The 12,263-nt window shown below is 66.9% G+C and carries 8 protein-coding genes; 4 read left to right on the top strand and 4 right to left on the bottom strand.

Annotated features, from left to right (window positions below; genetic code table 11):
• Positions 1-155: 155 nt before the first annotated feature.
• The 4 genes from ACIBW7_RS00580 to ACIBW7_RS00565 all read right to left on the bottom strand — a co-directional run bounded on the left by ACIBW7_RS00580 (position 156) and on the right by ACIBW7_RS00565 (position 5,972).
• Positions 156-3,026 carry an MMPL family transporter gene (locus tag ACIBW7_RS00580; protein WP_397042729.1) on the bottom strand — a complete coding sequence of 957 codons (2,871 nt, stop codon included), beginning with the start codon at positions 3,024-3,026 and terminating at the stop codon, positions 156-158.
• On the bottom strand, positions 3,026-3,754 hold the full coding sequence (locus ACIBW7_RS00575; protein WP_387287475.1) for an NYN domain-containing protein: 729 nt from the start codon (positions 3,752-3,754) through the stop codon (positions 3,026-3,028). Before ACIBW7_RS00575 ends, ACIBW7_RS00580 begins: the two co-directional genes overlap by 1 nt.
• A complete protein-coding gene (gene trmB, locus ACIBW7_RS00570) occupies positions 3,754-4,563 on the bottom strand; it encodes a tRNA (guanosine(46)-N7)-methyltransferase TrmB (RefSeq protein WP_397042727.1) in 810 nt (269 codons plus the stop codon). Before trmB ends, ACIBW7_RS00575 begins: the two co-directional genes overlap by 1 nt.
• Before the next feature lie 71 nt (positions 4,564-4,634).
• Positions 4,635-5,972, bottom strand: a complete 1,338-nt coding sequence (locus tag ACIBW7_RS00565; RefSeq protein WP_397042725.1) for a lipase family protein — start codon at positions 5,970-5,972, stop codon at positions 4,635-4,637.
• Between the two features lie 246 nt (positions 5,973-6,218).
• Here ACIBW7_RS00565 and ACIBW7_RS00560 point away from each other — a divergent pair, with 246 nt between their 5' ends.
• The 4 genes from ACIBW7_RS00560 (at position 6,219) to ACIBW7_RS00545 (ending at position 11,948) form a co-directional block, all read left to right on the top strand.
• Positions 6,219-7,001 (top strand): SDR family oxidoreductase, encoded by a 783-nt coding sequence (locus ACIBW7_RS00560; protein WP_397042723.1) that lies wholly within the window; start codon positions 6,219-6,221, stop codon positions 6,999-7,001.
• Positions 7,002-7,118: 117 nt separating this feature from the next.
• On the top strand, positions 7,119-8,252 hold the full coding sequence (locus tag ACIBW7_RS00555) for a hypothetical protein (protein WP_397042721.1): 1,134 nt from the start codon (positions 7,119-7,121) through the stop codon (positions 8,250-8,252).
• Positions 8,239-9,834 (top strand): hypothetical protein, encoded by a 1,596-nt coding sequence (locus ACIBW7_RS00550; RefSeq protein WP_397042720.1) that lies wholly within the window; start codon positions 8,239-8,241, stop codon positions 9,832-9,834. Before ACIBW7_RS00555 ends, ACIBW7_RS00550 begins: the two co-directional genes overlap by 14 nt.
• 275 nt (positions 9,835-10,109) lie before the next feature.
• Positions 10,110-11,948: a phosphoenolpyruvate carboxykinase (GTP) gene (locus ACIBW7_RS00545; protein WP_397042718.1), complete on the top strand. Its 1,839-nt coding sequence runs from the start codon at positions 10,110-10,112 to the stop codon at positions 11,946-11,948.
• The last annotated feature ends 315 nt before the right edge of the window (positions 11,949-12,263 follow it).

The following is a 12,263-nucleotide window of genomic DNA, read 5'->3' as shown; positions in this document are numbered from 1 at the left end:
ATGACCGGCTTGGCGGACCGCCCACGTCGCCGCACCGGGCCTACTCGCCGAGAATGCGTGCGACATGACACCAGCGTCTGGAGAAGCGACACCTACCTGCGCCTGTTGCTGCTTCCGGAGATGTGCTGAAACGAAAGCCGCAGCCGCGCAAGGCGTTACTCGCGATCCCGCCGCCGCAGCAGCTCGTTCACACTGACCGTCCGCCCGTCCGCGCTGTGGTGCCGGCCTTCGTCGGGCTGGCCGATGCGGCGACGATTGGACCGCAACTCGGCCATCCAGTTTTCGATGCTGCTCCGGTTCTCGTCCGAGGCATCGTCATTCGACGGGGCGGGCCGTTCCGATGCCGCGTGGTGGGTCGGCTGGTGCGAAGCCGGGATCGGCGTCTGCTGAACCGGTGGAGGGGGAGGCGTCGGTGTGGGCGCAGGCGGAATCGGACGAGTCGGTTCGGACGCTCCCGAAATCGTCGGAATCGGCCGCGGCCGAATGGGCTCGGGTGCGGGCGGCGCCGACTGGCCGAGCGGCCCGGCAGGCGACCCCGGTGCAAGCGGCAACCCCGGCGCAGGCGATGCCTGTCCGAACGGCGGCACAGGCGGCCCAGGCGGTGGCGTGTGCAGCGGCGAATTCGCCCGCGGCCGAGTCGGATCGTGCGGCGTGACAACCGGCCGCGGCGGCACCGGTGGTTCGGGCGGGAGCTTCGCGAAATGCTGGGTCGGCGCCTCCGCCTCGATCTCCTCGACCGTGCGCGGCCGCCGCGGTGACCGCGTCCGAGTACTGGCGTTATCGGTGAGCGCGGGCATCTGCATCGTGACCGGATCGGTGATCGGCGTGGTCTTCACCAGGTCGACGACCTCACCCCCGCCGGGACGCTCGTCGTCCAGAATGGGTTCGCCGAGCCCGACCTTCTGCTGCACCTTCTTCATCCAGGCCGGTGCCCACCAGCAGTCGTCGCCGAGCAGCTTCATGGTGGCCGGGACGAGCAGCATGCGCAGAATCGTCGCGTCGATGAACAGCGCCGCGATCATGCCGTAGGCCAGATACTGCATCATGACCAGATCGGAGAATGCGAACGCGCCGGTCACGACGAGCAGGATGAGCGCGGCGGCGGTGATGATGCGCCCGGTCTGCGCGGTACCGATGCGCACCGCCTCGGTCGTCGAAGCCCCCTGCGTACGCGCTTCGACCATGCGCGACAACAGGAATACCTCGTAGTCGGTCGAAAGACCGTAGATAACTGCGATGATCAGCACCAATACCGGCGACATGATCGGCTGCGGCGTGAAGTTCAACAGGCCCGCGGCGTGCCCGTCGACGAAGATCCACGTCAAAATGCCGAGCGTGGAACCCAATCCGAGCGCGCTCATCAATGCGGCCTTGATAGGCAGCACCAGTGAGCCGAAGGTGAGGAACATCAGCAACGTGGTCACGAACAGGACCAGCGCGATCATCCACGGCATCCGGTGCAACAGCGCGTCGATGCTGTCCTTCTGGATCGCGGGCTGTCCGCCGACATACATCTGCACGTCGTCCGGGATTTCGAGGGAGCGCAGATAGTCGATGGTCGGATCTGGATTCTCCGAATCCGCCAGCGTCGCGCTGGTGCGGAACACTTCCTTGTCCGTGTTGGACTGAGCAGGCACGTCGAAGGTGCCGTTCAAGCCGGGCGCCTGCTTGGCCGCGGCCCACAACTTGCCGACGTCATTGCTGCTACCGGAGACGAAAACCAGCTGGATCGGATCGGACTTGCGTAGCGGGAAGATCGAGTCGAACTTCGCCTGCGCGAGCCGGGTCGCGTTATCCGGCGGCAGATACCGCTCGTTGATACCGCCGAAGGCCAGATTCTTGACCGGAATGATCAGCAGCAGCAACAGGATGCAGATCGGGATCGCGATCTTGAGTGGATGCTGCATCACCCACCGGGTCGACTTGCCCCAGAAGCCGTTCTCGACTTCCTCCGCGGTCTTGGTCTTGCGGAATCGCTTGAGCCCGAGCAAATCCACCCGCGACCCGAGAATGCTGAGCATCGCGGGCAGGATGGTGATGGCGGTCAGCGCGGCCAGCGTAACGGTTGCGATGGAGCCGTAGGCGATCGATTTGAGGAAGCCCTGCGGGAACAGCAGCATGCCGCCGAGACTCGCGATGATCATCGTCGCGGAGAAGACCACGGTGCGACCCGCGGTCATCACCGAACGTCGCACGGCCGCCCGGGTGTCGTAGCCCTCGGCGAGTTCCTCGCGGAACCGACTCACGATGAACAGGCCGTAGTCGATGGCCAGACCGAGACCGATCATCGAAACGACCGGCGAGACAAACGAGTTGACCTCGGTGAATTCGGTCACGAACCGCACGATGCCCCAGGCGCCGATCACCGTGAGACCACCGACGATGAGTGGCAGCGCCGCCGCGACCACACCGCCGAAGATGAAGAACAGCAGCACCGCGACCGCGGGGATGGCCAGGATCTCCATCCGCTTCTGGTCGGCGGCCATGGTGTCGTTCAGCGTGCCCGCCACCGCCTGCAGGCCCGCGACCTGCACATCGATGCCCGGAATGGCGAAGACATCCTTCACTTTCCGGAAGTTGCGCACCATATCGGTGTCGTTATTGCCCTGAATGGCGATCGAGGCGAAGGTGTACTTCTTATCCTTCGAACCGAATGTCAACGGTGACGCCGGACCGGTCTCGGTCTGCCAGTAGGCGCCGTTGATCTTGGAGATCTCATCGGGATGTTCGCGCGGCAGCGAATTGAGGCTGTCGACGATCTTCTGCCGGAATTCGGGATCATCGATCGTCTTACCGTCCGGTGCGGTGTAGAGCACGATCACATCGCTGTTGTGATCACGTCCGAACGCCTCGTCGGACAACTTGGCCGCCTTGGCCGATTGCGACGTGGGATCGTCCCACCCGCTGGAGCTGAGATGGTCTTCCAGGCCCAGGCCGTAACCGCCGAGTGCCAAGAGCGCGGCCGCGACCATGCCGATGACGGCGAAGCGCAGCCGATAGACCAGATCGCCCCAGCGTGTGAACACTAAGCGACTCCTTGGGCAGGGCGAGAGGTGAGCAGCGCCGACAGCGGCCGGAACGGCTGCAGCCAGGCTCCCTCGTCGGGCAGCGAGTCGAGGCTGACCCTGGGCAGCGGTTCACGGAACACGCCCGGGATGTCCTCGAGATCTACGAACTCGAGGGTATCGGATGTTACGGCCCAACTCGCATGCTCACGGAAGCCGAGTATCTGAACAGGGATTCCGTTGGCGGCCAATCGTTCGAGCGGTTCGCGGAATGCCTGGCCATCGGCGGAGGCGACCATGATGCCCGCCAGCCCGGCACCGCGGCTGCGTAGCTCGATGTGCGCGAGCATATCCGCGTCGACATCGGAGTCCTCATCGATCTTGGGCTTGGCGAAGACCGCATAGCCGACATTGCGCAGCGCCTCCACCCACGGCCGCACCACATCGGCGGTGCCGGGCGCGATATTGGTGAAGACGGTCGCTTCCGGTTCGACCCGGGTCACGCTGCCCACCGATAGTTCGGCGGTGCGCGCGAGCAGCCAGCGGCCGAGCGCGTCGAAGCGCGGTCGATAGGCGGCGGTCGGGCGGCCGCCGAGGATCGCGCCCAGTCCCATATCGAGGTTCGGGGCGTCCCAGACCAATAGCACCCGACGCACATCGGGCGTAACCGCGCCGATCACCTCGGATCCGGTTCCGTGCACCTCCCCGGCAACATCCACGACCTCATGGGCCATCTCACCGACACTCATCATCCGATCTTCCCCCATATGAACTCGTTGATGGCGCTTCCGGCGCGATGTGCCTTGCCTTCGAATTTCGTGACGGGCCTTTCGAAGCCGATCGGCGCGCTGTCGCGATGCTCGGCGCTGACCCCGCCCGTGGTCTCGTTCAGGCCGATGATCTGCGGTTCTGCGGCGCCGACTTCGGCGATGAATTCGGCGTAGTCGGCGTGGTCGGTCGCGACGTGCAACACACCGCCGGGCCGCAGGCGATTGGCGATCAATGCGAATGTCGCGGGCTGCAACAGCCGCCGCTTATGGTGTCGCGCCTTCGGCCACGGGTCGGGAAAGAAGACTCGGACGCCCGTGAGCGACTGCTCAGCAATCATGTTTTCCAACACATCCACGGCGTCGCCGCGCAGCAGTCGAATGTTGTCGATCTGCTCGCGCTCGATGCGCTGCACCAGTTGCGCGAGACCGGGCTGATAGACCTCGATGCCGATGAGATTCAGATGCGGTTCCGCCTGTGCCATCGCGGCGGTGGCGGTGCCTGTCCCACAACCGATCTCGATGACGAGCGGGGCGTCGCGGCCGAACCAGGCGGGGGCGTCGAGTGGTTCGTCGGCCACATCGCGACCGATCTCGGGCCAGGTGCGATCCCAGGATTGCTGCTGGGTCGCGGTGAGTGCGCCCCGGCGCGAGCGGAAGCTCGTCACGCGGGGGTACAGGCGAGAGCCCGAGCCCTTTCGGGATCCACCGTCCGCCGGAGCCGGAGCTGTGGACGGCGGTCCGGGAACTGACTCGGCAGTATGGTTCGCGGCGTCGTTCACGCGCTCCATTGTCCAGCATCGCAGGATGCGGGCAGCAAGCGGTCGTAGCGGATCGCTTGCGGGTTACCCGCGACGGACAGTTATGCGGCGCGTACGCGGGGGATTCGAGCCGCGGGCTCGGTCTCCTGACGCAGCGGCTTGCCCAGCGCCACCTTGACCGCGGTGCCGAGCATTTCCCACAGTCCGCGCACCCCCGTGGGCGAGGCGGCGACCGACCACACCGTGCTGTCGCCGACTTCGTGCACCGGTTTTCCCGCGAGCCGATCGCTGAGCCAGTCCAGGCTGATCGGGGTGGCCAGCGGGAGCAGCGAGAAGTGCTCGCTGAGCCGGTCGCGCACATAGGTGACCTGTGCGCCGCCGCGGCGATATCGCTCGACTTGGCCGTCGACGCCGTCCACATGGATGATCTGGTCGTGCACCGGCTGCACCACCAGCAGCGGGCAGGTCGGCGTGGAGTGGCCGAGGCGCAGGTCGTCGAGCATGGCCTGCATATCGGGCGCGGCGAGCACCTCGGCGAGCGGACGGCTCAGATGGTGGCCGACATCTCTTTTGACGAGCCCGAGAACCGCCGCTAACGGTGTCGACCGTTCGGCGCGTTCGATGAGCCGGAGCCCCTCGTCATCGCAATCGCTGTCGAATACCGCGGCCAGTGCCGGGTAGAGCCTGCGTAGCGCAGCGATCACGATCGCGGGCAGTCCGGCGTAATGCCCGCCGTTGAGTCGGGTGAATACCTGGCCGGGATCGCCGACCGGCGCGCCGAGCACCGCGCCGACGATATCGAGCTCCGGTGCGTAGGTCGGCGCCATCTCGACCAACCACGAACTGGCCATACCGCCACCGGAATAACCCCAGACCGCGATCCGGGTATCGGGGCGCAGACCCAGCGGCGCGAAGCGCAGCGCCGCGCGGATCCCGTCGAGTCCGCGGTAACCGGGCTCGCGCGGCGCGCCGAAATTCCCGTGCGGGCCCTCGTGATCGGCGATGCTCACCGCCCAACCCCGGCGCAGCGCGTTGGCCACCAGCATCCATTCGAATTGGGTGACCGAGCCGAGTGCGTGGGAACCGCGGCGCAAGGCGTAAGAGGGGGAACATCGCTCGGCGACCGCGTCCATGGCGGTCTGGAAGGCCAGCAGCGGGCGGTCTTCGTTCGGGTCGGCGTCGAGCGGCAGCAGCACTGTGGTGACCGCCGCTTCCGGGTTGCCGTGCATGTCACAGCTGCGGTAGAGCAGCTGCCAGGCCGAGACCTGCTGCGGGACCAGACCGAACAGTGCGAGTTCGACGCGACGGCTGCGCAGGATGGTCCCCGCCGGACGGGCCGCGAAACCTTTCGGTGGACGGAGGAATGGATCGCTACTGGGTAGCAGTGGCTTCCGATCGCCGGACGCGTCCGGCTCAGCACCGATGACATCGACGGTCACGGCAACCTCCTCATCGAGACCAGCGGAACGGATTCCGCCTGGTCGGCTTGCCGTGTTCGATTGCGGCGCTCCCGGGGCCCTGCGTGGTTACGCAAGCTACCGCCTCTGGGCCCGTCGCTCGCACCGCATGTTCGAAAAGCGAAGCTGCGCACCGTCTATGGTGCCGACCATCCCGCCAGATTAAGTGACCATGGCATCTGTGGGAACCCCGAGGTAGGGGGCTTGCCGCCGCACTAGACTGCGCGCATGAGCAGACCGACTGTGTTCATCACCGGTGCGGCGGCGGGTATCGGCCGGGCCACGGCCCTACTTTTCGCAGCACAGGGGTATCACGTCGGTGCATACGATATCGATGAGGTGGGGCTGACCAGGCTCGCGGCCGATATCCACGCCGCCGACGGCAGTGTGCGCACCGGGGTGCTGGATGTGACGAACGACACGCACTGGACCGAGCGTCTCGCGGAGTTCAACGGTGACGAGAACCGGCTCGACATCCTCGTCAACAATGCGGGCATCCTGCGCGCGGGTTCGTTCGAATCGATCGATCTGGCCACCCACCAGACAATCATCGACGTCAATCTCGGCGGGGTCATAGCGGGTACGCATGCGGCGTTCGGTTATCTGCGCGATACGCCCGGTGCCCAGGTGGTGAATCTGTGCTCGGCGTCGGCGATCTACGGTCAACCCGAACTCGCCAGCTACGGCGCGACCAAATCCGCGGTCAAAAACCTCACCGAGGCACTGGATCTCGAATGGGAGCGCCACGATATCCGGGTGATCGCGGTGTGGCCGCTGTTCGTGGCCACCGCCATGGTCGACGGAGTCGAAACCGGTACGACCAAATCGCTTGGCGTGCGCCTGACCGCCGAGGATGTCGCGCACGGGATCTGGGACGCGACCCGCAAGCGCGGACGGCTGCCGCGGGTGCACTACGAAATCGGAGCGCAGGCAAAGGTACTGGCGGCCGCCGCGAAATACGCGCCGAACTGGGCCGTGCGGACCGCGAACAAATACTTCAGCGGCAGCTGATCCTTTCGACCGACCTGCACGCCAGCTGATCCTTTCGAGCGACCTGCAAGCAGTCGCTACGGCCCGTCCGCGCGGTATGTCTGCAAGAATGGCGCACCGAAAAGGGGGTGCGAAGCTTTGCCGACAGCCACCGAATCCGAGGGGCCCCGGATCCGACCGGGCGGACCCGCACGGGAATTGGACCAACTCGACCACCTGCTCGCGACGCTGCGCTCGGGTGCCGATCCGCGGATCGTGGGCCAGGTGGGGACCGCCATCGCGCGGTGGCGTCGGCCGCCGCGCATTCAGGTGACCGGGCGGGCGCATACCGGGCGGACCACCGTGCTGCATGCGCTGGCATTGATGTCGGCGGTGGAGACGGCGCCGATCGATGAACCGGGCGTGGCCGATCCTGAACTCGACGCCGACATCATCGTCTACGTGCTCTCCGGTGCGCCACAGCCCGCGGATCGGCGGATTCTGTCGGAACTGCCGCCGGAGCGCACGGTCGCGGTGCTGAACAAGGCCGATGCCATCGGATCCCGGTGGGGTGATGCGGTCGCCGCCGCCGAGCAGTACAGCGGCAGCCTCGGGTCGGTAACGCTGCCGGTGGTCGCGTCGCTGGCCGTGCGCACCAGGGCCGGTGCGATGAGCGAGGCCGATATGGCCACGCTGCGCCGCCTGGCCGAAACCGCGGATCCGGCGCTCACGCTTTCGCCCGACCTGTTCGTCTCGGCAACGGCTGGACCGGATGTCGCCGAGCGTGAAGAACTGCTGCAGCGCTGGGATCTGTACGGCGTGACCTGCGCGCTGTCGGCGTTGCGGCAAGACCCCGAACTGGGTCCGCACGCACTGCTGCAGATCATGCATGCGGCCAGCGGCATCGATCCGCTGCACCGCTTATTGCACCGCCGCTATGAACAGGTCTCCGCACTGCGCGGCGGCGAACTCCTCGACGAACTGGCCCGTCTCGCCGCCCGCGCCGTCCCGGCCGACGGCACGAACGCACGGGACATGCTGGAGGACTACCTCTTCGGCGACGACGCCCTCTGGCTCGGCCTCTGCGCGGGCCTCGCCTACCCGGAGGTCGCCCACCTGGCCGCCGGATATCGCTCACCCGCGCCGTCCGATGCCGACGACGCCCTCGCCCGCGCCGCCCGCTGGCGCGCGGTGGTCTCCAGCGATATGTCCCCTGCGGCTCGCCGCGCCGCCCTGCGCGTGCACAACGGCTACATCCGGCTATGGGAACGGATGAGCAGTGCCGGACTCTGAGCAACCGAGTTCCGCGGGCACGGAGCCGTCGGCCTCGGGTGCGCCCGAGCGTGATGAATCCGCCACTGCTCCACGCCGATCCGCACCCGAGAAGGGCTCGCTGGCTCCAGAGGTCGAGGCAGTCATCGCGCGGTGGAACCCGCAGGGGACGGCGCTGTTGCGCGCGGTGCGGGGGACCGGGGTGGCGTCGGCGGTGTCGTTGATCGGGCCCGATGACGCCAATACGAGCCTGTTGCGCACCGAGCTGGCTCGGTTCGAGCCGCGGATACCACTCTCGGATCCGGTACCCGATGCAAGCGCGGCGGTGGAGACCACGTCGCCGTCGGGTAATGCGCCGTCGGCGGTTGCGCTGATGTTGTTGGACGCGGGTAGCGCCCTCGGCGCGGACACTGTGCACGTGGTGCAGCGCCTGCGCGCCGACGGCACCCGGATCCTGCTCGCCATGAACGGCATCCACGCCTATCAGGATTGGCGCGCGGTGCAGGCGCACAACCTCGAACTGCTCGCCGCCCAGGGCATCGACGATCTGGAGATCGTGCCGGTATCGGCGCGGCTCGCGGTGGCGGGCCGGGCGGCGGGGGATGCGGGCCTGCTCGATCGCTCCGGCCTCGGCGCGCTGCACGCGGAACTCGCGGCGGCGACGGCCGGCGCCGAATCCGACGACCGGGTCGCCGCCGTTACCACGCGCGTGTTGACCGATACCCGCCGACGGGTCGCCGAACAGGTCACGGTGCTGCGCTCCGGCGCGGAACCGATCCAGTGGCGCGAGGAACGCGCCGTGCTGCTCGCCGGACGGGACGGCGGCCGCGCCACCGCCATGTCCACCCTGCGCGGCCAACTGCACCTGGCCAGGGTCGATCTGATGACCGATGTCGGGGCCCGGGTCCGCGCGCTGCATGCCGCCGCCCGGGGCGACCTCGACCGTTTGCGCCGCGCCGAATTCGGCGGCTATCCCGAACGTTTACAGCAGGCGGTCAACGAGCTGACCAACGCCGTGGACGGAACCATCGACCAGCGGCTGTCCGAGCTCACCGATCGCCTCGGCGCAGCGCCGGAACACGACCGCGGCATGCCGCCGCGTTGGCGCGATCCGGCTCCGCGTGTCGGTCCGGATCCGGAGCCGAGGCACCGAGGTGTCGAAGATCACCTCATGATCGCGCTGGGTGCCTCCGCGGGGGTCGGCATCGGCCGCCTACTGGTCGCCCCGTTCTCGCTTGTGCAAGCCCTCAATTTCGCGGTACTACCCGTGACGCTGCTGCTCGGAGCGGGTGCGGCGGCGTGGGTGGTGCGGGCCCGCGGCCAGGTCGCCGATCGCGCGCACCTCCGTCAATGGGTCTCCGACGCGCTGGTCAATGTGAAGGCCCAATTGGAGCAGCGGGTCGCCACCGCGCTGGTGGAATCGGAGACCGCGCTATCGGACCGCGTCATGCGCGCGAGCACCGAGCGAATCGTCGAAATCGACCGTCAGGTGGCCGAATTGGAGGCCAGACTGCGCCGCGCCGCGGCCGAGCAACCGGGGCAGCTCGCCGCCTGCGAACGCGATATCGCCATCCTCGACCGGTATCGGACTTCTTTTGATTAGGTAACTTAGTGGGTACTCCTGGGGGAACCCGATTCCGTACTGGTCGTCACATCGCGTTAACCTCTTAAGCAGGAACCTGGGCGTCCGCTTCGTCCTTGTACGCGGTCCAGCCATGACGCGCTTTCGACTGGTCGTAGCGGGTGCCTTCCCGCCAACGGTGGCGCTCGGTGTGTTCGCGCTGGTCATGGGCCTTGCCGTAGCGACTGCTCGCAGGTCGCTCGAAAAGGTCAGCCTAGGCGGAAACACCGTGAACCGCCCATCTCAGGAGAGTTTTCATGACCTCAGCGACCATTCCTGGTCTTCGCGATTCCGACGGCAAGCAGCCGACCGAGCACAGCGAACTACTCGCCTGGGTACAGGACGTCGCAGAACTCACTCAACCAGAGCGAGTGGTCTGGGCGGACGGTTCCGACGAAGAGTGGGATCGGCTGACCGCCCAGCTCGTTGCGGCGGGCACATTCCAGAAGCTCAACGAGGACAAGAAGCCGAACTCGTTCCTCGCCCTCTCCGACCCCTCCGATGTGGCGCGTGTCGAATCCCGCACTTACATCTGTTCGAAGACCGAGGCCGACGCGGGCCCGACCAACAACTGGGTCGACCCCACCGAGATGCGCGCCACCATGACCGAGCTGTACCGCGGCTCGATGAAGGGCCGCACCATGTACGTGGTGCCGTTCTGCATGGGCCCGCTCGGCGCCGAGGACCCCAAGCTGGGTGTGGAGCTCACCGACTCCGAATACGTCGTGGTCTCGATGCGCGTGATGACCCGCATGGGCACCGCCGCGCTGGAGAAGCTCGGCACCGACAAGCCGTTCGTGAAGGCGCTGCACTCGGTCGGCGCGCCGCTCGCCGACGGCCAGGCCGATGTGCCGTGGCCGTGCAACGACACCAAGTACATCACCCACTTCCCCGAGGACCGCGAGATCTGGAGCTACGGCTCCGGCTACGGCGGCAACGCGCTGCTCGGCAAGAAGTGCTACTCGCTACGCATCGCCTCGGCCATGGCCCATGACGAGGGCTGGCTGGCCGAGCACATGCTGATCCTGAAGCTGATCTCCCCGGAGAACAAGGCGTACTACATCGCCGCGGCCTTCCCGAGCGCCTGCGGTAAGACCAACCTCGCGATGATCCAGCCGACGGTTCCCGGCTGGCGCGCGGAGACCCTGGGCGACGACATCGCCTGGATGCGTTTCGGCAAGGACGGCCGCCTGTACGCGGTGAATCCGGAGTACGGCTTCTTCGGCGTCGCGCCGGGCACCAACCGCAGCTCGAACCCGAACGCCATGGCGACCGTCGAGGCGGGCAACACGGTCTACACCAATGTCGCGCTCACCGATCACGGCGACGTCTGGTGGGAGGGCTTGGAGGGCGAGCCCGATCACCTGATCGACTGGAAGGGCAACGACTGGTACCTGCGGGAGACCGAAACCCTTGCCGCGCACCCGAACTCGCGGTACTGCACGCCGATGTCGCAGTGCCCTATCCTGGCTCCGGAATGGGACGACCCGCAGGGTGTGCCGATCTCGGCCATTCTGTTCGGCGGCCGCCGCAAGACCACGGTCCCGCTGGTGACCGAATCCTTCGACTGGCAGCACGGTGTCTTCATGGGCGCGACCCTGTCGTCCGAGCAGACCGCCGCCGCCGAGGGCAAGGTCGGCACCGTGCGCCGCGACCCGATGGCGATGCTGCCGTTCATGGGCTACCACGTCGGTGACTACCTGAACCACTGGATCAATGTCGGCAAGAACGCCGATGCGAACAAGCTGCCGAAGATCTTCTACGTGAACTGGTTCCGTCGCGGTGGCGACGGCCGCTTCCTGTGGCCCGGATTCGGTGAGAACTCTCGCGTGCTGGAGTGGATCGTCGGCCGCATCGAGGGTTCGGCGCAGGCCGAGCCGACCGCGATCGGCAATGTGCCCACCGCGGCTCAGATGGACCTCGAGGGCCTGAAGGTCGACCCCGTTGACGTCGATGAGGCACTCGCCGTCGATGCCGACGAATGGCGCAAGGAGATCCCGCTCATCGAGGAGTGGTTCGAATTCGTGGGCGACAAGCTGCCCTCCGGCGTGCGCGACGAGTTCGAGGCGCTGAAGGAGCGCTTGGGCTCTGTCTAATTGCAGCGCCTGCGGCGCTGCGTGTTCGCGGCCCCCTTGTGTCTCGCATCCGAGCGGCCGAGACTTGCGACTTCGTCGCGTGCGCTTCGGCCACTCGGATGCGAGACGGGCCGCGAACCTCGCTCGTAAGACTCGCTCCGTGGTGGCTGAGTAATCGATCTAATTGCAGCGCCTGTGGCGCTGCGTTCGCGGCCCCCTTGTGTCTCGCGGCCGAGCGCCCGAGACTTGCGACTTCGTCGCGTGCGCTTCGGCCACTCGGATGCGAGACGGGCCGCGAACCTCGCTCGTAAGACTCGCTCCGTGGTGGCTGAGTTA

The sequence above is a fragment of the Nocardia sp. NPDC049526 genome (assembly GCF_044465765.1).
Lineage (GTDB): Bacteria > Actinomycetota > Actinomycetes > Mycobacteriales > Mycobacteriaceae > Nocardia.
This window is presented reverse-complemented; position numbering and strand designations above follow the sequence as displayed.

Bases quoted from the DNA above. Each gene is read 5' to 3' on its own strand.
- ACIBW7_RS00545 (WP_397042718.1), top strand. From the start codon at position 10,110: ATGACCTCAGCGACCATTCCTGGTCTTCGCGATTCCGACGGCAAGCAG.
- ACIBW7_RS00575 (WP_387287475.1), bottom strand. From the start codon at position 3,754: ATGAGTGTCGGTGAGATGGCCCATGAGGTCGTGGATGTTGCCGGGGAG.
- trmB (WP_397042727.1), bottom strand. From the start codon at position 4,563: ATGGAGCGCGTGAACGACGCCGCGAACCATACTGCCGAGTCAGTTCCC.
- ACIBW7_RS00560 (WP_397042723.1), top strand. From the start codon at position 6,219: ATGAGCAGACCGACTGTGTTCATCACCGGTGCGGCGGCGGGTATCGGC.